Below are 21,781 nucleotides of genomic sequence, written 5' to 3'. Positions count from 1 at the left end.
ATCGCTATAAATGTTGCTATAAAATCGCTATAAATAAGAATTAATACAGCAATATCAATCAGTGTTAATTTAATCTAGGGCGTCAATAAGTTCAATTAACTCTGCATCAGAAAGTTCACCATCTTCAGCGGCTTCTACCAGTTGTTCAACCGGATTGAGCAAAATAGGAGAGATGTTTAAAGGGGGCGGCGGTGGGGCAGCCTCAGCTTGTTCGCCTCGATCAGCGGTAGGCAAATTATTAAAGCCTAAAAGTTGATAAGAAGCATTGAAATAACTTGTCCACTGCTGAATTTGGCGCGATCGCTGCCAGCTTTCTCGCGAAACCGTCGCCACCAAAACGGGCACAATCTGACCGTTATATTCCGCTAAAACCGTTACCTGCGCCACGCTTAGATCAGGCTGTTGGTTAAAGCGGCGCGAAATTTCGCTACTCGCCAAAGATTCAGCAGCCCGCATTATAGACGGCAAACTCTCGCCTCGGTAAGGCGATAAATTTACCGTATAAGCCGCTGTTTCGGCCAAAGCAGCCTGACTAAAAAACAGCCCCAGCGTCCCCGCAAAAAGCAAGCCACTGATGAGTGAAGCGCAAATTTGGTAGCTTTTTATCAGACGTTTTGAAGCAAATTGAGGCATAGTCTTGTGCATTTTTACCAATCAGAAAAGCTCAAATACAAGGGTGATTCGTCTGGATAAAAGAAAGTTCAGCACTCAGCTTTGCTGGCATTTATCGACAATTAAATGGCTTAAATTTTCTTCAAACTTTTTGTTTTGGCTAAAGCTATTTGGCTGTGCTAGCAGAAGTCTCATTTATAACCCCGGTAGATTCTCCCATTTGTAAGTAAAGTGGCGATTAAGGCAGTATTAAGCCTGGAACGGTGGTCGCTGCGTCGCAATTTTCTGGCAAAGATCCCCACCCAAGGCAGCCCGTTTTTCTTAAGTTCAACTTTTGGGGTGAGCCATATCCCTAGATCGCTCTAGCAAAGCAGGAGAATCAGCCTGTTCGCTCTTTTGTTCTCTAGCAGCAAGCTTTAGAGCGGCGGCTAGCCTGCTTCAAGGCGATCGCTTCAGATACTTTTGTGACGGATTTCGGCTTTTTCGCGCTGCCTGGAAGCGACCAAGCTACAATGCTTGGCGTAACCCTTGACGGCTTCTCAACGTTTCTGTTTTATGACTTTGACTGCTTACTCCCAGGCTGCTGACTTGACCACGGAAGACTATGTTGTGATTGGGCTAGCAACCTGCTACACCAAAGAAGACGGCGAAGTTAGCGAAGTGACGATCGCTGAACCTGTTCCTTCAGCCTATTTAGAAGCTGTCTTGAAGGGAATTCCGACCTCTTATCGCAGCTTGCATGGCACTACGCTGGGTGAGGTCGTTGCTGGCGATCGCCCCCAGATGATTGCTGAAGCCGGGGCAGCGGTGCAGTTTTGCAGTGACTTTAAAGATCGAGCCTTTGCTGCCGCCCGCACCTATCAGTCGCGCCCCAGTGCCCAAGCGCTAGTGCCTGTCGGTACCCAGTACACCGATCTCAATTATTCCACTGAAAAGAAGCGGGTACTGAACGCCAAAACCATTGTCAGCCCCGAAGACAACGTTAAGCAGCACGAATATACCCACAAAGTCCTTTAGCGATCGCCTTTAGCAACGCCGCCTATTGTCAAAACGCTAGGCGGCGTTAGGTTTTGAGCGACTGGGGCTAGTGTAAAAAGTGGCGGATGCCTGTTAGCACCATAATCAGACCCAGTTCATTCGCCGCTTTGATCGAGTCTTCGTCGCGGATACTGCCCCCCGGCTGAATAATAGCCTGCACACCAGCCGCGGCGGCTGTTCGCACCGAGTCATCAAACGGGAAAAAGCCATCGCTGGCTAGCGTAGCCCCTTCAGCCCGGTCTTCAGCTTGCTCCAGCGCAATTTTGACAGCACCCACCCGGTTCATCTGACCCGCGCCGACCCCAATCGTCGTGCGATCGCGGCCAATGACAATGGCATTCGACTTCACATGTTTAACCACCCGCCACGCAAACAGCAAGTCTTCTAAGATCGCAGCGGTGGGCTTTTTCTCGGTGACAATTTGCCACTCAGAGGGATCTTCTAAATAATCGTCAGCGGCTTGAGCCAGAAAGCCCCCCGCGATCGCCCGCACCGTTTGCGCTGGCCCTTGATTGAGCGTTGGCAGCAACAACAGCCGCAAATTCTTCTTCTGTGCCAAAATTTCTTGAGCCGCAGCCGAGCAGTCAGGGGCAACGACACATTCTAAAAAGGTTTTGGTCAAAGCCGTTGCCGTCTCAGCTTCAATTGGCTGATTGAGCGCCACAATGCCACCGAAAGCAGAAACGCTATCGGCATTAAAAGCTTTTTCGTAGGCTTCGGCTAAGGTTTTGCCCTGAGCCACCCCGCAGGGATTGGTGTGTTTTAGCACAGCGGCGGCGGCTCCCTGCTCGGCTGGAAACTCAGCAATTAAGCGGCGGGCAGCTTCTAAATCTACCAAATTGTTGTAGCTCAGCTCTTTACCCTGTAGCTTTGTGGCGGCAGCCCACCCTTCGGGGCGGCTCCCGGTTTGGTACCAAACCGCAGGCTGGTGAGGATTTTCGCCATATCGTAGCGCTTGACGCTGGTGGCCGCTTAGGGTCAAGCGATCGGGGAGTTCAGCGTTTTCATCTGTCACCTGCTGCGACAGATAAGCAGCGATCGCCTGATCGTAAGCCGCCGTATGCCAAAACGCCTGTAACGCACAAGCCTGACGAAACTGAGGCGATACCTCACCATTGTTTTCTCGCATTTGGCTGAGGTAGAGGTCGTACTGCTGCGGACGGCACAGCACGCTTAGATAAGCATGATTTTTAGCCGCCGCCCGCACCAAAGTCGGCCCGCCAATGTCAATTTGCTCGATGGCCTCCGGCAGGGTTACTTCTGGCTGAGCAATTGTTTGCTCAAAGGGGTAAAGATTGACCACCACCAGGTCAAACGGACGAATATCATTGGCGGCGAGATCTTGCTGATCGGCCGGCAGGCTGCGGCGAGCCAAAATACCCCCATGAATACGAGGATGCAGCGTTTTCACCCGACCGCCTAAGATTTCGGGCGAACCCGTATAGTCTGACACTTTAGTCACGGGTAAACCTGCCGCCGCTAAGGTCTGAGCGGTACCACCGCTGCTGACCAATTCAAAATCAAATTCGTTGACCAGAGCCTGAGCTAACTCAACTAATCCGGTCTTGTCTGAAGTGCTTAGCAGTGCCAGACGCGCCATGAATCTATTGTTTCTCCCAAAGTGCATTACTCAGCATACAGTGCATCTCTCAGTTCAAAGCAGCGAAATCGGCGATCGCCTACTGCCGATTCTCAATAGGATGAGAATAACGGATTAGCCCATAAGCTCATGACGCATACCCTTAATATCCAGACAGCAACCGTCAACACCCACAGTGGCGATTGGCAAATTCCGGCCTACTTAGCCCAGCCGATTAGCGCTGGCCCGTTTCCGGTAGTGGTCGTTATTCAAGAAATTTTTGGCGTTAATGCTCACATTCGCGATGTCACAGAACGCATTGCAAAAGAGGGCTACATTGCCATAGCGCCCCATATTTATCATCGTCAAGTTCCCTACTTTGAAGTGGGCTATAGCGACGCCGATGTGGTTTTGGGGCGTCAGTACAAAAACGGTACTCAGGCTGACGAACTGCTAAGCGATATTCAGGCAGCGATTGACTACGCCAGAACCTTAGCTAACGCCAAGCCTACGGGGGTAGGCTGCATCGGGTTTTGCTTTGGCGGGCATGTGACTTATCTAGCGGCGACGCTCAAGGATGTGATCGCTGCGGCTGATTTTTATGGGGCAGGGGTAACCACCCTACAGCCGGGGCGAGAACAGCCCACCGTGACGCTAACACCCCAAATAACCGGGACGCTTTATGGTTTTTTTGGCAGCGAAGATCCGCTCATTCCCAACCAGCAGGTTGACGAAATTGAAGCTGCCCTGCAACAGCACGCGATTCCCCACCAAATTTTTCGCTATGCCGGAGCAACGCATGGTTTTTTCTGCGATCGCCGCGCTAGCTACCACCCAGAAGCCGCTGCCGATGCTTGGGAAAGGGTCAAAACTTTGTTTAGCGAAAAGCTGTAGCCAGTACAGGCAATCGGGCTGAAGCCTTGCACCCATTGAGTTCGAACGCTTTGAAGCAACAGCAACCGCCTAACCCAAAAATTTGCCAAGAAAAAAGGAGAGCCGCGAGCAGCTCTCCCTACCATCAGGGTGCATCTACATACCAGATTATGACATATTTGGGAGGAGGGGTGACACCCCCTATGTAAAGTTTCTTTAACAAAAAGCGATCGCCTCCCTACTGATTGAGCTTTTTGCCCAAAATTTGATTGGTCATTTTGGGGTCAGCCCGACCGCTGGTTTGCTTCATCACCTGCCCGACAAAAAAGCCCTGTAGCTTCTTCTTGCCCCCCCGATATTTTTCGACCTCGTCGGGATGCGCCGCCAGAATATCGTCGATGATTTGCTCTAGGGCGCTGCTGTCAGAAATTTGGCTGAGTCCCTTGGCTTCGATCATCTGCTTGGGTGAACCGCCTACTTGGAGCAAATCAGGCAAAATCTCTTTAGCAATTTTGCTGCTGATGGTACCGTCGTCAATTAGCTGTACCATTTCGGCTAGCATGGTCGGTTTGAGGGCAATTTCAGCGATCGTTAGCTTAGCTGCGTTGAGATGGGCGGCAATATCCTGCGTTACCCAGTTGGCCGCAGACTTAGGATTTGCCCCGGCGCTGACCGCCTTTTCAAAATACTCGGCAATGATGCGATCGTCGGTGAGTACCCGCGCATCGTAAGCCGACAGCCCCAGTTCTGCCTCGTAGCGGTGGCGCTTATCAGCCGGAAGTTCGGGCAGTTCAGCCCGCCAAGCTTCTAACTGCTGCGCTGCCACTTCAATCGGTGGCAGGTCTGGTTCGGGGAAGTAGCGATAGTCGCTGGAGCCTTCTTTAACCCGCATACTGCTGGTAGTTTGGCTGGCTTCATCCCAAAGACGCGTCTCTTGCACCAGGGTTTCGCCCGCTTCGATAGCCGCAATTTGCCGATCGATTTCGTAGTCGATTGCTTTTTGAATGGCGCTGAAGGAGTTCATATTTTTGATCTCCACTTTGGTGCCAAACGCTTTTTGTCCCACCGGACGCACCGAAATGTTTACGTCGCAGCGCAGCGAACCTTCCTGCATGTTGCCGTCGCTAACGCCTAAGTAGCGCATAATTCGGCGCAGTTCTTGAGCGTATTCCGCCGCTTCTTGACCCGATCGCATATCTGGCTCAGAAACAATTTCTACCAGCGGCACGCCAGCGCGGTTAAAGTCTACCAGCGAATAGGTTGATCCGGCCAAGCGATCGCTGCCCGCATGAACGAGCTTGCCCGCATCTTCTTCCATGTGCAGACGGGTAATGCCAATGCGCTTGGTTAGAGCTTTGCCGTTTTCGTCTAGCAGGGGTTTGCCTTTGCTGTCGGTTAGTTCAATTTCGAGCCAGCCATGTTCAGCAATGGGCAAATCGTACTGAGAGATTTGGTAATTTTTAGGCAGATCAGGATAAAAATACTGCTTTCGGTCAAATTTGCTGTAGGGGGCAATTTGACAGTTCAAAGCCAGTCCAGCTTTGACGGCATATTCCAAAACGGTTTGATTCAGCACAGGCAGCACGCCCGGTAATCCCATACAAATAGGATCGATATAAGTGTTCGGCTCAGCCCCAAACTCAGTTGAGCTAGGTGAAAAAATTTTAGTCTCGGTACTGAGCTGACAGTGGGTTTCTAGTCCGATAATAGCTTCGTATTCAGTTTTGGCAGGCGCAGCAGTAGTCATATCTTTTATCGATCTAAGACCTATGCGCTGTTATTGTAGCGCCGTCAGTTGATGAAAGCGCTTTTAGCCCATAGGGGACAGCGGTTTATAAATCTATTGTGGAGCGAATTTGAGCGATCGCGGTGGGGAAAACCCGTCAGAAGTCGGTAAAACTGGCGCGAGCAGGTACGGTTTAGCTAAAAGTTTCCTAAGTTTGTGATTATCCGGGGGTTTAAGTAATGTTTGAGGCTGATTCCAACTTTGATGCGGCGGCTTATGTCGCTTTGATGGCGCAGGTTTTCAAGCTGGAGATTCCAGACGAAATTCAGGCTAGCGTCAGCGAAAACTTTAAGCAAATTCACACCATTGCTCAGCCCGTGCTGCAATTTTCCTTACCAGACGATTTAGAAATCGCGCCTATTTTCAAACCATGATGCAGTTTTCAGAAGCAGCGGCGATCGCTGAGGCCGTACAAGCTCAAACCCTTTCAGCAGAGACGCTAGTGACTCAGGTTTTGGCTGAGATTGAGCGCTACGACGCGCGGCTTAACTGTTTTACCACCGTGCTAGCGGAGGCCGCTTTGGCAGACGCCCGTCAGGTCGATCAGGCCATTGCGATGGGGCGATCGCCGGGATCATTAGCGGGCGTTCCCTTTGCCGTCAAAAACCTGTTTGACATTCAAGGACAGGTGACGCTGGCCGGAGCCAAAATCAACCAGGTCAACTTACCCGCCAGTCAAGATGCCACCGCGATTACGCGCCTAAAGCAGGCCGGAGCAATTTTGGTGGGAGCGCTCAATATGGATGAGTACGCCTACGGCTTTGTTACCGTTAACAGCCACTACGGCGCGACCCCTAACCCCCACAACCTCAACCATATGTCGGGGGGGTCGTCGGGCGGGTCGGCGGCGGCTGTCGCGGCAGGGCTGGTACCGCTAACCCTCGGTTCAGATACCAATGGATCAATTCGGGTGCCTGCTTCTTTTTGCGGCATTTATGGCCTCAAACCCACCTATGGTCGGCTATCAAGAGCGGGGGCTTATCCGTTTGTGGCCAGCTTTGACCACGTAGGGCCGTTTGGCCGCACGGTGCGCGACATTGCTATGGCTTACGACGTTATGCAAGGGCCAGATGAACGCGACCCCGTCTGTAGCGGTCGATCGCCTGATTTAGCAGTTCCTCAGCTAGATCGCGGCATTGAGGGCTTGCGGTTTGCGATCGCAGATGACCACTTTGCCAGAGGCTTACAGCCCGAAGCCGCAGCGGCTGTTCAGCAAGTCGCCAAGGCGCTCCAGGTCGTCCAGCGGATTACGTTACCAGAGGCGGCACGAGCCAGAGCCGCTGCTTATCTAATTACCGCCAGCGAGGGCAGCCATTTACACCTGCCGCGACTGCGCGATCGCCTGATGGATTTTGACCCTGCTACCCGCGATCGCTTTGTCGCCGGAGCCATGATTCCGGCTAGCTGGTATCTACAAGCCCAGCGGTTTCGCCACTGGTATCGCGATCGGGTTCGGGCAATTTTTCAAACCGTTGACGTGATTTTAGCGCCTACCACCCCCGGCGTGGCGCCGCCGCTCGACCAAAAAACGCTCACCATTGACGGTCAGGAAGTGCCCCTTAGACCCAACGTAGGGCTGTATACCCAGCCCCTCTCGTTTATTGGCTTACCGATTATTTCGGTGCCAATATGGCTACCAGAAACGCTGCCTATCGGTGTGCAGCTGATCGCCGCTCCCTACCAAGAAACAACGCTGCTGCGGGTTGCTGCTTATCTCGAAGCCGCTGGCGTCACCACAGCGCCTATTGCCCCTTTGGCGGCTCTACCTGCATAAGCCAGATGGAAAGCATCCACTCGCCATTATGTCTTGGCTTTTTTAGGGTGCCTTCGCCGCCGCTAGACAATGTTTTGTAACAGGTGCCTGCCAAGCAGGCAAAAGATCCCCTTTGATGATTAGTAGAGGCAGCGCTCACAAAACAGCCTATGCGAATACTGCTTGTTGATGATGATCAACCTTTAATGGAGACGCTGGCAGAAAGCTTAATTCATCAGCGCTATGCCGTCGATATCGCCAGCGATCGCGAAACTGCAGAAGAATTTATCTCGCTATTTAGCTACGACTTGCTACTGCTAGATGTGATTTTGCCCGACGACGACGGCATTACCTTTTGTCAGCATTTACGCAAGCAGGGCTTCGAGCGACCGATTTTGATGCTGACGGCTCGAGACGATAGCGGCAATAAGATTAGCGCCCTTGATGCGGGGGCTGACGATTATGTGGTCAAACCCTTCGACTTTGAAGAACTCTGCGCCCGTATTCGAGCTTTGCTCCGGCGAGAAACCCACGCCCTCCCTCCAGTGCTGCAGTGGAAAGGGCTAAAACTCAACCCTAATACCTATGAAGTCACCTATGCCGATCAGCCCCTCCACCTGACGCCCAAAGAATACGCCCTGTTAGAGCTGTTGCTGCGCCACACCAGCCGAGTCTTTAGCCTAGATGCGATTATTGAGAGCCTTTGGTCTTTTGAAGATCCGCCCAGTGAGGATGCCGTACGCACCCACATTAAAGGGGTTCGCCAAAAGCTCAAAGCCGCTGGTGCGCCTAAAGATTTGATTGAAACGGTCTACGGTTTGGGCTATCGGCTCAAACCGTTAACGGCGGCTGAGCAGGCTAGCGCTACTGAGCCAAAGCGGGTACCCACCCCCAAATTGCCTAAGCCAGAAACCTTGGCCGCTGTGATTAAAGCGTGGGAGCAGTACCGTTCAGTTATGCAAGAACGTTTAGATGTCATTGAAGCTGCCGCGATCGCCCTTGACAACGGCCAGCTTACCCAAGATCTGCAACAGGTTGGCTATGCCAACGCCCACAAGCTAGTAGGTTCACTGGGTAGCTTTGGGTTTCCGGAGGGGTCGCGCTTAGCCAGAGAGCTAGAGCGCTTGCTGCAAGACGAACCCAGCCCGCAGCAGGCTGCTCAGGTGTCTTCGCTGGTACACGATCTGCGCCAGGAAATGGCTAAACCCTCAAAACATCAGGTCAAGTCAGTGGCGATCGCCGCCTCGCCGCTATTATTGATTATCAGTCAAGCGCTTGAACACAGCCAGACCTGGCAGGTTGAAGCCCTGCGATCGGGCATACAAGCGGTGATCGTCCCTACCCTGCAACAGGCCGCCGCGATTTTCCCGCAGCGGCTACCTGATCTGATTTTGTTAGACTTCACCCCTGGTTCATCCCCAACTCTCACCGCCGCTAACCGCGAACAACTCGCCAGGGTGCAGCAGCAGCAGCCCGGTGTGCCTATTTTGGTTCGCATGAATAGCGAGGTGTTTAGCGATCGCTTGCAGGTCGTACAGCAGGGGGTTCATGGTATTGTGCCAGCCACCGCCAGTCCCCAGCAGGTCATAGCCGCTGCCCAGCAAACGCTTAAGGATGTGACGGGCAGCGCCAGGGTGTTGCTTGTCGATGACGATCCGCAACAGTTGACCTGGTTGCAGACGACGCTTTCTTTGTGGGGGTTTGAAATTTTTACCCTGGATGATCCTAATCAAATCTGGCAGACCTTAGCGGCAGTTAATCCTGATCTGCTGGTATTAGATGTCGAGATGCCGGGAATCAATGGTTTAGATTTGTGTCAGGTGCTACGAGCCGATCTGCGCTGGCAGGCTTTGCCGATTTTGTTTCTCACCGTTCACGAAGACGCTAAGACTGAGGGGCACGCCTTTAGCGTTGGAGCCGATGACTTTGTAACCAAACCAGTCGTCGCCGCCGAATTAGCCAATCGCATGTTGAACCGCTTAAAACGCTCTCATGCCTATTAAAGGGGCATCAGGCTAAATTTTGCGGACAGTACCCCAAACCTTCAATAAAGCGTTGGCGAAAGGCTTCTAATTCTTCCGGCTGAGGAATGCCATGCGAGACAATAACGAGATGGTAGCGATTCATCACTTCTGTGGGGGAACCCCCTATGTCTAGCCGCTTCAGCGCCATCGATTCATGAAACGAAGGCTGATAGGGCAAACCATTCTCTTTGAGAAAAGCTTCAAAGTCGAGACGGGTCACTGGCTCCAAAGGTGTTTCTAACTGAATTCTCATAACCCAGCAGTCTACCAAATAAATCACCGTCACACAGGCGAGCCGAATGCCGGGTTGCTTAAACAGGTAGTGAATGATGCGCAGCGTCAAGCTGGCGTTGGCAAAGCAGTAGAAGTATTGCATTATTCCAGTCCATCTCTACTCTTAAGACTAAAGAAGAAATCTGAGGGACTTGTGAAGATTAGCAATGAATAGTTTGGTCTGGGATAACGAACTCGATAGGATCAGGTGTCATTATGGCTTGTTTCGGCTCCGCTGCACTGGCACTCTCTTTAAGACATGCAGTTTTTTAACAAAACAGCGTTATTGCCTTTAAGCCTAGACCCCCTGATCAACCGCCAACCGTTGATTGTGACGCCTACAGCGTCAGTCGCCACGGTGATTGAGCAAATGGCCTATGTTAGAGGCGTCAGTTGTCAACTCGTCGCAGAGCTGGCCGCTGCTACGGAGCCAGCAGCGATCGCGGCGGAAATGGATGTTGGCTACGCGTTGGTCATGGCCGCCGACCAGCTACTGGGCATTTTTACAGAACGTGACCTGGTGACGCTGGTGGCTCAGGGCACCGACCTGGAAGGGTTGGCGATCGCAGCAGTGATGTCGCAGCCAGTGATTACCCTAAAGCAGGCTGAGATTAAAAGTCTTTTTTCGGTGACGTCGGCCTTTCAGCAGCACCAGGTTCGCCACCTACCCGTGCTAGATTCAGCCGACCGACTGCTGGGCGTCATTACCCTAACAACGCTTCGGCAAACCCTGCAACCCCTCAACTTTCTCAAGCTGCGGCAGGTAGGAGAGGTGATGACTTCTGATGTTGTACAAGCACCTGCTCATACCTCTGTTTTGCAGTTGGCTCAGTTAATGGCAGATCACCAGATTGGCTGTGTAGTCATCACGAAAACTCGGTTTCATTTAGGCCACCACAGTCCTATGCCCATCGGCATCGTCACCGAACGAGACATTGTTCAACTGCAAACTTTGGGGCTAAAGGTGAGCCGTTTGCAAGCAGACTCGGTGATGAGTACGCCCCTGTTCTGCCTACAACCCCAAGATTCGCTCTGGCAAGCTCACCAGCAAATGCAGCAGCGTCGTATTCGCCGCTTAGGGGTGCAAAACGAAGCGGGAGAACTGGTGGGTCTGATCACCCAGACCAACCTTTTGCGAGTGCTAGATCCAGCCGAACTGCTCGGAGAAATTGAGCAACTACAGCAATTACTCCAGGCTCGCAGCGATCGCCTAGAACAAACCAACTACGAACTCCAGCAAGAAGGGCACGAACGTCAGCGACTAGAGGCCGAACTACAGCTAGCCAACGCCATTTTGGCAGAGCGGATTTCGCTGCAAACGGCTCAGTTGGTGCAAACCAATGCCCAGCTAAAGCGAGAAATTATCGAGCGGCAGCAATCGGAGGCAACCCTCGATCGGGTGTTTTCGATTACGCCGAGTATGCTCTGTACAGCGGGGCTAGACGGCTACTTTAAGCGGCTTAACCCTGCCTTTAGTCGCACTTTGGGCTATGCCGATGCCGATTTGCTAGCCCGTCCCTTTGTCGAATTTGTGCATCCCGGCGATCGCGCCGCCACCCTGGCAGAAGTCAAAAAGCTAGCCGCTGGCGAGCAAACCATCGCCTTTGAAAACCGCTACCGCTGTCAGGATGGCTCTTATCGCTGGCTGCTGTGGAATGCTGTCCTCCAGGCAGACGAGCAGATTATTTATGCTTCAGCCCGCGATATTACCGAGCGCAAGCAAGCCGAAGCCCTGCTTAAGCAAGAACGCGATTTTATTGCTGCGGTGTTGAACACGGTCGGGGCGCTGGTTGTCGTGCTCAACCGCCAGGGGCAAATTTTGCGCTTCAACCGCACCTGCGAAGCCATTACGGGCTACCGGGCAGACGAAGTTTACGGGCGCTGTACCTGGGACTTTTTGTTGTTATCGGCTGAAAAAACAGCGGTCAAAGCGGTCTTTCAACAGCTTTTGCGCGGTCAGGCTCCTAGCCAGTTTGAAAACCACTGGGTCAGTAAAGAGGGCATTCCCCATTTAATTACCTGGTCTAACACCGTCTTGACGAACGCTCAGGGGCGCGTTGAGTATGTCATTGCCACTGGCTTAGACGTCAGCGAACGGCGCAAAGCCGAACGCCATCTAGAGCAGCAAAGTCGGCAGAATCAGCTTTTAGCCGAAGTAACCCGCAAGATTTCGCAATCGCTGCGCCTAGAAGAAATTTTGCGCACCCTCGTCACCGAAATTCAGCAACTATTGGCCTGCGATCGCGTTTTGATTGTGCAGCGTCAAGCCGATGGCCAGGGTCGCCTTGTTGATGAAGCGGTTTTACCCCCGTGGCCGTCTCTGCTATCTCAACCCAGCGTAGCCGCTGCGCTACTGCCAGCAGAATCGCTAGATTTACCCAAACGGTTAGCCCAGTGGCAGCAAGTCTCGATTGGGGAGCGTTCTCCAGCACTTTCGGCAGATACTCAGGTTTTGTTAGAGCGCTTTGCCGTCCAGTCTGAGCTGGTTGTGCCTGTGTATTATCAAGAAACCCTCTGGGGCTTTTTGATGCTGCATCAATGCGATCGCCCCCGGCAGTGGCACCCGGCAGATATGAGTTTGGTGCAGCAGCTAGCCGATCAGCTAGGCATTGCGATCGCCCAAGCGCAGCTCCTCGATACCTTAGAAGAACGCGTCAGCCAGCGCACGGCTGAGTTGACCCACATCAACCAGCAGTTGCAGCAAGAAGTTCGCGATCGCCAGCAAACTGAAGCCGCCTTACGAGAAAGCCAGCAAAAGCTAGCTGGCATTTTAGACAGCGCCGACGAAGCCGTGATTTCCATTGACGAGGCGCAAATCATTCAACTGTTTAACCAAGGCGCAGAACGCATCTTTGGCTATGCGTCGGCAGAGGTTTTGGGCCAGTCGTTAGACATCTTGCTGCCAGAGGTTTTTCAAGCCAGCCATCGCCGCTATGTGCAAGAGTTTGCCGCCGCTACAGCCGGATCTCGCCGCATGGCCGAACGGAGCCGCCATGTGGTGGGCTTGCGCAAAAACGGCCAGACCTTTCCAGCAGAAGCTTCTATTTCTAAACTGCAAACGCAGCAGGGATTGGTGTTTACGGTGATTCTCAAAGATGTGACCGATCGCCGTCAGGCAGAAGCCGCTCTCAGCCGCAGCGAAGAACAGTTGCGCTTAACCACCGATGCCTTGCCTGTCTTGATTGCCTATGTGGATCGGCAGCAGCGCTATCAGTTTAATAATCTGGCCTACGAGCATTGGTTTGGTCTGCCGCGCGATCATATTCGAGGACGCCACGTTGCTGACGTGATCGGTGAAGCCGCCTACCAAAAAATTCAGAACTATTTGGTTCGGGGCTTAGCCGGAGAAACCATCACCTATGAAGTCGCTATGCCTTATCTCACAGGCGATCGCTGGATCAGCGCCAGCTACATTCCCGATCTACAGCAAGGTGAAGTGAGGGGGCTTTTTACCCTGGTCAGCGATATCAGCGATCGCAAAGCCACCGAGCGCCTCAAAGACGAATTTGTTTCTGTCGTCAGCCACGAACTGAGGACACCGCTGACCTCGGTTCACGGTTCGCTCAAGCTGCTTTCGACCGGACGACTAGGGGCGCTATCTGAACAGGGGCAATCGCTGGTAGAAATTTCGCTCAAAAATACCGAGCGGCTAACGCGGTTAATCAACGATGTTTTAGATTTAGAGCGGATTGAATCAGGTCGCGTCAGCATGGCTATGCAGGTTTGCGAGGCGGCTGATCTGCTGTCTCAGGCGGCTCAGGCCATGCAGTCAATGGCGCTTGAGTCCAACATTCAGCTAGCGGTTGAGGCAACTGCGATCGCCATTTGGGCCGACCCTGACCACATTTTGCAAACCCTGACCAATCTTTTGAGCAACGCCATTAAATTTTCGCCCCCTCAAACAACCGTGCACATTTCCGTCACCGATCAGCCTGCCGCCGCCCTCTTTGCCATCCGCGACCAGGGGCGAGGCATTCCAGCCGACAAGCTAGAAACCATTTTTGAGCGCTTTCAGCAGGTAGACGCTTCTGACTCGCGCAGACGGGGCGGAACTGGTTTGGGGTTGGCCATTTGTCGTAATATTGTCCAGCTTCACCACGGACGCATCTGGGTAGAAAGTCACCCCGATCAGGGCAGCACTTTTTACTTCACTTTGCCAAAGCCAGATCACTGACAGCTATGATGACTGCTAAAAAAATTTTGCTCATTGACGATGAACCGGATATTCACAAAATTGCCCAAATTGGCTTGATGTTAGAGTGCGGCTGGCAAATGCTAACAGCGACTTCCGGCAAGGCAGGGTTGTCATTGGCGATCGCCGAGTCGCCAGATGCCATTTTGCTAGACGTAATGATGCCAGATATGGACGGTTTAGCCACGTTGGCGGCTCTGCAAAAAAACGCTAAGACCCGATCGATTCCGGTTATTTTTTTAACTGCCAAAGCCCAGTCTGCCGATCGCCGCCGACTTTACGGCGCAGGAGCCAAAGGCGTCATCACCAAACCGTTTGACCCGACCACCCTAGCCAGTCAAATTTCTGGCTATCTGGGTTGGTCGCTATAGTCCGCCCGCCATCCTCATAGAATCTACATATTTGCGCCTTAAGCTACAAACAACGATTCAGTAGTCTTGTCAGCAGCAGGCGATCGCTATGAGCCAGCCCGTCCCCAGCTTGCTTTATCAGCCCACCCAGCTCCCCAGCCCAGACACCCCCCCAGACACGCCCAAATGCATTTTGCTCATTGACCAGACGGAAGATTCCGGCACTGTAATTAAGCTCAGCTTAGAAATGATGATGGGTTGGCAAGTCTTAGTCGCAACTTCTCTGCCGCAAGGAAGGGGGCTAGCACTTGAACACCTGCCCGATATAATTTTGCTTGACTTAGAAACAACCGGAGTCAGTACCCCTGCGCAGCTCTATCTCAACCTGCCACCTATCCCGGTAGTGTTGATCGTCCCTAGAGTACGCCTTGGCGATCGCCTTAAGATTGAGCAACAGGGCATTGCCGCCATTGTGGATAAGCCGTTTGACCCGCTGACCCTAGCCCAATGTCTGATAAATTTGCTCAACCAATCCGCTAGCGCTCCAGTTCCCGATTGAAGCCTTTGTATTTCTCTTGAGGCGGTTGCGATGGTCGCCAATTAAATTTGGCACTGATCAACAAAAAAAGAACAATCGACGGAATGCAAAAGAGGTAGAACGGATAAGCAAACAGCTCTAGCGAAAACCGTTCAATCGCAAACAGGTTGAGCAAACTCGCCAGCCAAAACAAAAACCAGGGTAGCCCCTCTTCCGTATCAGGTCGCAGGTAAGTTTTACGAATGGTTGGCAGCGCTCCCGAAAAGTCAATCGCCAAATTGGTAAATAAGGCAATCAGCGGTGCATCAAACCGCCACCACAGCAGCAGGCTAACCCCCGCGGCTAGTAGGCAAGCGCGATCAAAACGACTCCACCCCCCTTCGCCATATTTGAGTGAAACCAGCGCAATGATCAAGTGACAAGCCGCTGCCGCCGCTGGCACCCAGAGCGAATTGATCGACTCAGCCGCAGACGACTCATAGCTCAAAACCAAAATCCAACCCACAACCGACCAAATCCACCAGCTTGCCCGGTTAGGTCGAGTTTTACCCTGGTAGATCGTCACCAGATAGGGAACAAAACCTAAAAAATAGATGCCGCCTGCGACAAAGCCCAGCGCTAGTTGCCAATTAGCCATTTTGTTTGGTCATGCAAGACAATTTCTTAGTAAAGCGTAATGAAAGAAACATCAATTGCCCCATAAAAGCGTTCAAAGCCAGGTTTAGCCTGGTCTGGTTCAACCGTGCCTTGCCCCAGTAGCAGCCGCTTGACGCGAAACCGATGATAGTTAACTAGCTGATCGACAAGCGAAATATAGTTAGACACGCCTGTCGCAGCCAGCCTTTGATCTAACTGTGGCAGGCTGTGCCAAGGGCAGGTCATATCCGCATGGTGAGCGCTGTGGTAGCCAAAATTGAGCAACAGCAAATTCAACCCCACGTAGCGGCGAGAGATGAGATTAGAAAACGTGTTTGCTTGCTCATAGTGAGGGGGGCGATAGGGCAAAATTGAGCCAAGCGGAAACCCTTCATAGGTGTGCTGAAAAGCGTCGGCCCAGCGGAGTACGGTAATCATGCCAATATAGGCAACTCCATACAGCAAAAGAGCTTTCAATGACAGCCAGCCCAAGACGACAAAAAAAGCCAGTCTCACAGCCAGCACCATTGCTAGCCGTCGTCGTAATTTGGCATAAGGCGCATTTTTCCACAGCAGATACACACTACGCCAGCGAGTCCAAAAGGCAACCACCGGGAAATAGCACCATTCCAGCGCCAGAACGGTGTATTTGAGCCAGCGGGGTAACTGCTGCACAGTTGCCGGAATGTTAAACCGATAAAAGTCAACTCGATCGCTATGGTGCTGGATATGTTGCACCGTCAAGGCTTTAAAGCCGTAGTAGCAAGCGCCATTTAGCCAGCCCATTAGCTGACCAAAGCGGGCATTACGCCGCCGCGATCGCCAGATAGTACCGTGCATAAATTCGTGGGTCAAATAGGCGGAATAAATCAGGCTATGGGTCAGCAAAAACACTCCCAAGCCATTTAGCCAGCCGTTAGCCGCCAGTAGCAGCCCAACACCTGTCACATACCCTATTAAGGTGTAGGCGATCGCCATCGTATTGCAGAGAATATTAGCGGCATGCCGGGTTGTTTTGGCCGCAGTGAGTGTCGTAACCATGCGGGTAACCAGAAAAGAAATAACAGGGGATCTAGATTTAAACTGAAACTATCGTTTTTGTAGCGTGATTTCGGCGTAGATCAAGACATTCTCGATAGATTTCTCGAAAGAGCTTTTGCTGTAGCGTGACAAATTCACTAAATCCTTGAATCGCCCAATCCCTCACTTGCTGCTCCGATTCAGGGCGATATTGAGCCGCCAAGTTCAGCGCCGCCAACGCATAATCGGCATGTTCTACTTCGACCCCACTGCCTTCATAGCGACTGTGAATCACAATCCAGCACCAGGGATGAAACTTGCGCCCGTCAATTTCACCCGGCTGCGCGTGGTCGTTGAGAAAGCGATCAAAGTGAGTTCCGGCGTAGTCATGGCGAATAACTTTGTCAATTAAAGCGTATTCGCGATCGCCTAAAACTTCAGAAGCAATATGCAAGCCAATGCCCTGCACCAGAGCCGCCACATTACCAGGAATCCCTTGATAGCTCACAATCAGACGTTGCACAAGCTGGTCTAGCCACTGGGGAACCAAAACCTGATTGCGCTGCTCAATCGATAGCTGGGCATAGTCACCGACTGTTTTGAGGGTTAGCTGGGCCAAAGCTCGATGAGAGGGATTTTCATAAGTGCCTTCATCAACGGCTGCCGTCAGGATCTTAGCGGCAATTTCCAGACCCCGATCGGCGGCTTCAGCCACCCTCTCATGGGGCTGGGTAAATAAATAACGTGACAAGCCAATTGAGCTAGCCAAGCGCGAGATCATTGCTGAGGCATAAGCGTTGAAATAAGTATACCGATGGAAAAAAAGATAGAGAGAATAGGGATCTTGGGCGGCTAAGTCAAGAACGGTATGAACTGTTCTATCAATAGCGACAAAATCAAATTCTTTCTCAAATAGATTTGTGGAAAAATGAACCATAGTCTTAAATCTGATTAGCGATTACCTTAACGCAAATATCTTGACGTTAAGGTAATCGCTGACCCAGTATTGACCCAGTCGTATAAATACGGAATTTGAACGTATTTATACGGGGTTTTACCTGCTTAAAGCTAGAAGCTTCATCGTTGCTTTAAATTAGCCCGTATCAATCAGCCATCAAGACAGCAAATTTTCAGTAAAGCTACTGAGGCAACGCCAACGGTCGAGTCTGGCAGGCTTGACTGGCTTGGTTTGTAGCGATTCGAAAAAAGCCGTTAAATTGATAGATTTTTAGTTTTTTTACCCGCAAAAATTCAGTATTAAAGCGAGGCTAAAGACCAGTCAAATCACGATTTTACTCTTGCAAACCCAGCCCACTGATAGGCTAAATTGTTCTCCCAACACCTCGTCTTTGTTAAGGACATGGGCAGCGATCGCCCTCAACCGTCAGATCAAAAGCCCTTCAAAAATCACCAGCAAACTCTAGCCCCTGCTTGGGTTGTTCCAGTCAGCAAACTTACCAAGTCAACCCGATAGCTCGTCAATGACTTCAGAAGATTTGAACGCATTTACGTTATTTCAGCCTACGAAGCTCCAGTCTTGAGCCAGTTGAAATAAAAAGCGCTCTAGCTGTAGCCACAGCCCTGCGATACCTCAATAGCTAAAAGCCGCTGACAGCAACGCTTTTTCCCTGCTCTCTGCCTCTGCTTTTAACTATATTGTCTCTCTCTAAAGCGTAAATCTTGCCTGATTCCGTTACTGTTAAGGCAACCTAAGCCATTAGGAGCTTTGCTATGACCTCCGATAAATTTATTAATCCTCGGTCTTCGTACCAAGGCCAGGTGCGACCAGAAAACTTAGCTTTTAACGCCAATTTGCAGGAATTTGCCCACCGCGTCAGCCACATCTGCAACCTAGAAACCAGCGGCAAACTCAAACCCAATGAGGCTTATAACGCTATTCTTGAGCTTTGGCAAACCCTAGACGCCTCTAGAGATGGTCTAGACGTGGGCGAACATCCCTTCCAGCCAGAGGATGGTTAGCGAATACGGTTTCTTCCCTAGATGATGATTAAAACCAGTCTTTAGGCGGGTTGGCTAATAGCGGCTGATAGATAATCTGCCGCTGCTTCTACCACAGCGATCGCATTTTCATACATCATCCGAGTTGGCCCCAAAATGCCCACACTGCCGACAGGCAGCGAATCGCGGTGGTACATCGCAGCTACCAAAGCACAGCTTTTCATCGGCTCTATTGGGTTTTCTGAGCCAATCCAAATTCGCACGCGATGATCTGTGCTTTGCCAATCCTCAGTTTCAAAAATCAGAGGCCAAATTTGCTTTTGCTCTTCTTCTAGCAGTTGCACAATCGCCTGTACCTGATGCGACTCTGAAAACTCTGGCTGCCGCAAAACCTCAGCTAACCCGCTAACCATCATCTGAGTAGACGCGGGTGCCTGACTGCGACGAGAAAGGCTAGACACGGCCTGTCGTAGCGTTTCAGCATACCGCTGAAATTCTTGATCTAGCTCACTCCAATCTAACAATGTCACCTCATTGAGCGTTCTTCCCTTGAGGTGCGTATTCAAAAAATTAGACAGAATTTGCAATTCCCGCTCTAGTCGCTCAGGCTGAGTCGCTGCTTCACCTAGTAAATCGGGCAACTGTATCAAAATAGACTGAGGCCCATAGCAATCCAACATCACGATTAACAGCCCTTGCGCAGGGCTAACCTGTACAAGCTGCAAGTGTCGCAGCACCGCCTGATTGGCATTCGGCAACGTAATCAACGTGACATAACCACTCAAGGTTGAGAGAATTTGAGCCGCGCCGCGCAATAGCGCCTCGAAGCTCCACCCCTCCCAGTCCAGTTGAGTATGCAAAAGCCTATCAACTTTGCGGCCAATCTTGTCAGCCGGCTGAATCAACTCGTCTACATAGATACGGTAGCCAGAATCTGAAGGAATGCGTCCGGCTGACGTATGAGGCTGATAAAGCAAACCTGATTTTTCTAGAAAGCCCATCGCGTTGCGGATCGTGGCTGGGCTAACCTTGAGGTCATAGTCTTTGACCAAGGATTTGGAACCAACGGGTTCAGCCGTCTCTACATAACGACGAACCGTTGCCCACAAAACATGCTGCTGTCGAGCATTGAGTTTTAACTTAACTTGCATAGGAACATATTAAAGCGAGCCCTTTTTCTATTCTGACTACTTTATCAGATGCCTAAAATCTATCGAGTTGGCCCATACCTCTGCCGTACAGTTTGTAACAGAAAAGTTTTGAAGGCGAACAGGTTCAGCAAAAACACGCATGGGTGGCGGTTGCCTCAACAACCCGCTAGCGCTTGCCCCCTAACAGCAAACCAGATCTTAAGCAGTCAGACCTCTCTTTGAAGACTTTGCTCAGCTCAAAAATTTTTGCCAGCGCGTTAATAATCAGTCGTTTGCCGAAAGTATTCACCCACTTTAAAGCTACTCGTATCTTCTAGCTGCCTCAAGGTGGAGCGTGTAATCAGCTTACCAGCCTCAACCAGGGTTTCGCCTGTAATGGGGTGAAGCAAGTCTTGATCAGCCCGCCGTCCGATTAAATCTTCAATATCTTGTAGAGAGTTGACGTACATACCGGGCGGCAGTTCCACCACTACCCCCTCTGCTTGAACGCGAGCTTGGCAGGCTAAACGCGAATTCTGCCGACAGGAGGTAATAATTTCGAGGGTTCGTTGCTCTCGACGGTTGATCGGCGTTAGTGCTTCCATCCCCTGCTGCACATATATGTGGCAGGTCGCACACATCCCTCGTCCGCCGCATTCTTTAAGGACATCGAGGTCTTTGTTGAGTAAAACAGAAAGCAGGTTGCTATTAGTCTGAACGCTGCTTTCTTGGGCAATGGGTTCTAGCCGAACAATTTTAGCCATGAACAAGCAAAAGAACGTCTAAAGGAAAGGGTTTTTAGCCAAGAACTCGAAAATGAATTTTAGCTTGAGTCGAAAAGCTACCCGTTAGAGAAGCTAATGGATCAATAGGCGCTAGCGCCTTCGCTCAGATCGAGCGCTAGCCTCTGCTTTGGGGGGTAGAAAGTTCGTGCTATTCAGGCTGAGAAGCAGACTTGAACAGCAGCCAATAACACTTAGGGTCAAACGTCTCTTCTTCGAGCAGTTGAGGATAATTGCGAATGATTTTGGTACATTTTTCTGCGAAGGCTGACGCCCATCGCTGTACCCAAATAGACTGCTCTTGACTAAGGCGGCTGTTAAGATTTTTATCGATTTTGAGCGTGATAGCTCCCTTGCGATCAATTTCAAACAGTTGCAGCCAGTCAATGTCTTGAGGTCGAGACGATCTAAGGGCATTGGCTACTACAATCTTGCCCAAATAGCGAGCGCTAAACTCACTTAGTTGGTTGAGCGCCGTCAGCAGTTCTGCCTGGGTCGGGGCGGCTGATCTGGGGAGGGCTGGCTTTTTAGCCACAGCGGTAGGTTCGACTGCTTCAGCCGCAAGCGGTGGCTTTTCAACAGCCGCTGCCGACTGAGCGCTAGCAGTGGGCACAGGTGGAGGCTCGGCCTGAGTGGAAGCGGATCTAGGCTCAGACCCTGTGGCTGCCTGAGCGATCGGTGGCAGCGGCGGTGAGGGCTTGGCTGCTACCGAAGTCTCTGAGTTGTCTGTTGGGCTGAGGTGGGCAGCCCCAGCAAACAGCTTAAAAGTGGCAACTGCGTTACTCAAGTCTTGTTGCAGCGAAGCTTTGAGTTCAGCAATGGCAGCATAATAGGGCCGAGCAGCCAATCTTTCGCGAGTTAGCACCATCAGGATTAGCCCCTGACTGAGCTTGTAAATGTAAACCTGACAGCTAGCAAACTGAAACGCAAAAGATTCTAAATCAGCAGGGGTGGTTTCAACTACCTGCTGAATGCCTTGAGCGAGGGCTTCTCGCTGCTGAAAATTTAAGTTTTGATCGACACCACAAAAATATGGCCGCGATCGCCCATCCATTAGGGCAACACCCGCGATTCCTGGTAAATTCAGAAAGTCCTGAATAACCTGGCGTTTCATAAAATCTTTAGGTTTTGCTCTCGGCTTGTTTCGGCAAGTCCGAATAACAAGTAATCTAGGGATTGCAGGGCAAGCGCTTGAGCCTTCTGCAATTTCCCATAGGTGTTCAGCCGCATTCCTCG

At 51.4% G+C, this 21,781-nt stretch carries 19 protein-coding genes; 9 read left to right on the top strand and 10 right to left on the bottom strand.

The window, feature by feature from the left end; translation table 11 throughout:
• Window positions 1-69: 69 nt before the first annotated feature.
• Window positions 70-633 carry a hypothetical protein gene (locus tag ACTS3T_RS14005; RefSeq protein ID WP_377960474.1) on the bottom strand — a complete coding sequence of 188 codons (564 nt, stop codon included), beginning with the start codon at window positions 631-633 and terminating at the stop codon, window positions 70-72.
• Window positions 634-1,167: 534 nt separating this feature from the next.
• Here ACTS3T_RS14005 and ACTS3T_RS14000 point away from each other — a divergent pair.
• Window positions 1,168-1,629 carry a hypothetical protein gene (locus ACTS3T_RS14000; protein WP_377960472.1) on the top strand — a complete coding sequence of 154 codons (462 nt, stop codon included), beginning with the start codon at window positions 1,168-1,170 and terminating at the stop codon, window positions 1,627-1,629.
• A 67-nt stretch (window positions 1,630-1,696) separates the two neighbouring features.
• Here the strand turns inward: ACTS3T_RS14000 and purH are convergent, their stop codons facing one another.
• Window positions 1,697-3,250, bottom strand: a complete 1,554-nt coding sequence (gene purH / locus ACTS3T_RS13995; protein ID WP_462935223.1) for a bifunctional phosphoribosylaminoimidazolecarboxamide formyltransferase/IMP cyclohydrolase — start codon at window positions 3,248-3,250, stop codon at window positions 1,697-1,699.
• A gap of 129 nt (window positions 3,251-3,379) precedes the next feature.
• Between purH and ACTS3T_RS13990 the strand changes: the two genes are divergently transcribed.
• Window positions 3,380-4,123, top strand: a complete 744-nt coding sequence (locus ACTS3T_RS13990) for a dienelactone hydrolase family protein (protein WP_377960468.1) — start codon at window positions 3,380-3,382, stop codon at window positions 4,121-4,123.
• A 217-nt stretch (window positions 4,124-4,340) separates the two neighbouring features.
• Here ACTS3T_RS13990 and gatB read toward each other — a convergent pair whose 3' ends face one another.
• A complete protein-coding gene (gene gatB, locus ACTS3T_RS13985) occupies window positions 4,341-5,849 on the bottom strand; it encodes an Asp-tRNA(Asn)/Glu-tRNA(Gln) amidotransferase subunit GatB (protein WP_377960466.1) in 1,509 nt (502 codons plus the stop codon).
• Between the two features lie 218 nt (window positions 5,850-6,067).
• Between gatB and ACTS3T_RS13980 the strand changes: the two genes are divergently transcribed.
• From ACTS3T_RS13980 to ACTS3T_RS13970, 3 genes are all read left to right on the top strand, one after another.
• Complete coding sequence (locus ACTS3T_RS13980; protein WP_377960464.1) at window positions 6,068-6,262, top strand: DUF4089 domain-containing protein; 195 nt, start codon at window positions 6,068-6,070, stop codon at window positions 6,260-6,262.
• Complete coding sequence (locus tag ACTS3T_RS13975; protein ID WP_377960462.1) at window positions 6,259-7,662, top strand: AtzE family amidohydrolase; 1,404 nt, start codon at window positions 6,259-6,261, stop codon at window positions 7,660-7,662. The genes ACTS3T_RS13980 and ACTS3T_RS13975 overlap by 4 nt, the downstream gene beginning before the upstream one ends.
• A 149-nt stretch (window positions 7,663-7,811) precedes the next feature.
• Window positions 7,812-9,644 carry a response regulator gene (locus tag ACTS3T_RS13970; protein ID WP_377960460.1) on the top strand — a complete coding sequence of 611 codons (1,833 nt, stop codon included), beginning with the start codon at window positions 7,812-7,814 and terminating at the stop codon, window positions 9,642-9,644.
• A 7-nt stretch (window positions 9,645-9,651) separates the two neighbouring features.
• Here the strand turns inward: ACTS3T_RS13970 and ACTS3T_RS13965 are convergent, their stop codons facing one another.
• Window positions 9,652-10,041, bottom strand: coding sequence for a hypothetical protein (locus tag ACTS3T_RS13965; protein ID WP_377960458.1), 390 nt, complete (start codon window positions 10,039-10,041; stop codon window positions 9,652-9,654).
• 156 nt (window positions 10,042-10,197) lie between these two features.
• Between ACTS3T_RS13965 and ACTS3T_RS13960 the strand changes: the two genes are divergently transcribed.
• The 3 genes from ACTS3T_RS13960 to ACTS3T_RS13950 all read left to right on the top strand — a co-directional run bounded on the left by ACTS3T_RS13960 (window position 10,198) and on the right by ACTS3T_RS13950 (window position 15,039).
• Window positions 10,198-14,112: a PAS domain S-box protein gene (locus ACTS3T_RS13960; RefSeq protein ID WP_377960456.1), complete on the top strand. Its 3,915-nt coding sequence runs from the start codon at window positions 10,198-10,200 to the stop codon at window positions 14,110-14,112.
• Between the two features lie 8 nt (window positions 14,113-14,120).
• Window positions 14,121-14,501 (top strand): response regulator, encoded by a 381-nt coding sequence (locus tag ACTS3T_RS13955; RefSeq protein WP_377960592.1) that lies wholly within the window; start codon window positions 14,121-14,123, stop codon window positions 14,499-14,501.
• A gap of 88 nt (window positions 14,502-14,589) precedes the next feature.
• On the top strand, window positions 14,590-15,039 hold the full coding sequence (locus tag ACTS3T_RS13950) for a response regulator (protein ID WP_377960454.1): 450 nt from the start codon (window positions 14,590-14,592) through the stop codon (window positions 15,037-15,039).
• Here ACTS3T_RS13950 and ACTS3T_RS13945 read toward each other — a convergent pair.
• Genes ACTS3T_RS13945 through ACTS3T_RS13935 form a run of 3 tightly spaced genes read right to left on the bottom strand, consistent with a single transcriptional unit; the run spans window position 15,017 to window position 17,611 of the window.
• Window positions 15,017-15,655, bottom strand: coding sequence for a hypothetical protein (locus ACTS3T_RS13945; RefSeq protein WP_377960452.1), 639 nt, complete (start codon window positions 15,653-15,655; stop codon window positions 15,017-15,019). The genes ACTS3T_RS13950 and ACTS3T_RS13945 overlap by 23 nt on opposite strands.
• Window positions 15,656-15,681: 26 nt before the next feature.
• Complete coding sequence (locus ACTS3T_RS13940; RefSeq protein ID WP_377960450.1) at window positions 15,682-16,695, bottom strand: fatty acid desaturase family protein; 1,014 nt, start codon at window positions 16,693-16,695, stop codon at window positions 15,682-15,684.
• A gap of 37 nt (window positions 16,696-16,732) precedes the next feature.
• Entirely contained in the window at window positions 16,733-17,611 is an 879-nt protein-coding gene (locus ACTS3T_RS13935) for a hypothetical protein (protein WP_377960448.1), read from the bottom strand.
• 794 nt (window positions 17,612-18,405) lie between these two features.
• Here ACTS3T_RS13935 and ACTS3T_RS13930 point away from each other — a divergent pair.
• Entirely contained in the window at window positions 18,406-18,654 is a 249-nt protein-coding gene (locus tag ACTS3T_RS13930; RefSeq protein ID WP_377960446.1) for a DUF7219 family protein, read from the top strand.
• A gap of 41 nt (window positions 18,655-18,695) precedes the next feature.
• Here the strand turns inward: ACTS3T_RS13930 and hrcA are convergent, their stop codons facing one another.
• The 3 genes from hrcA to ACTS3T_RS13915 form a co-directional block, all read right to left on the bottom strand.
• Window positions 18,696-19,784, bottom strand: coding sequence for a heat-inducible transcriptional repressor HrcA (gene hrcA / locus ACTS3T_RS13925; RefSeq protein WP_377960444.1), 1,089 nt, complete (start codon window positions 19,782-19,784; stop codon window positions 18,696-18,698).
• Window positions 19,785-20,041: 257 nt separating this feature from the next.
• Window positions 20,042-20,527: a 2Fe-2S iron-sulfur cluster-binding protein gene (locus ACTS3T_RS13920; protein WP_377960442.1), complete on the bottom strand. Its 486-nt coding sequence runs from the start codon at window positions 20,525-20,527 to the stop codon at window positions 20,042-20,044.
• A 169-nt stretch (window positions 20,528-20,696) separates the two neighbouring features.
• Window positions 20,697-21,659 carry a hypothetical protein gene (locus ACTS3T_RS13915; RefSeq protein ID WP_377960440.1) on the bottom strand — a complete coding sequence of 321 codons (963 nt, stop codon included), beginning with the start codon at window positions 21,657-21,659 and terminating at the stop codon, window positions 20,697-20,699.
• Window positions 21,660-21,781: the final 122 nt, after the last annotated feature.

The sequence above is a fragment of the Almyronema sp. genome (genome assembly GCF_052168255.1).
Lineage (GTDB): Bacteria > Cyanobacteriota > Cyanobacteriia > Phormidesmidales > Phormidesmidaceae > Sphaerothrix > Sphaerothrix epifaneia.
This window is presented reverse-complemented; position numbering and strand designations above follow the sequence as displayed.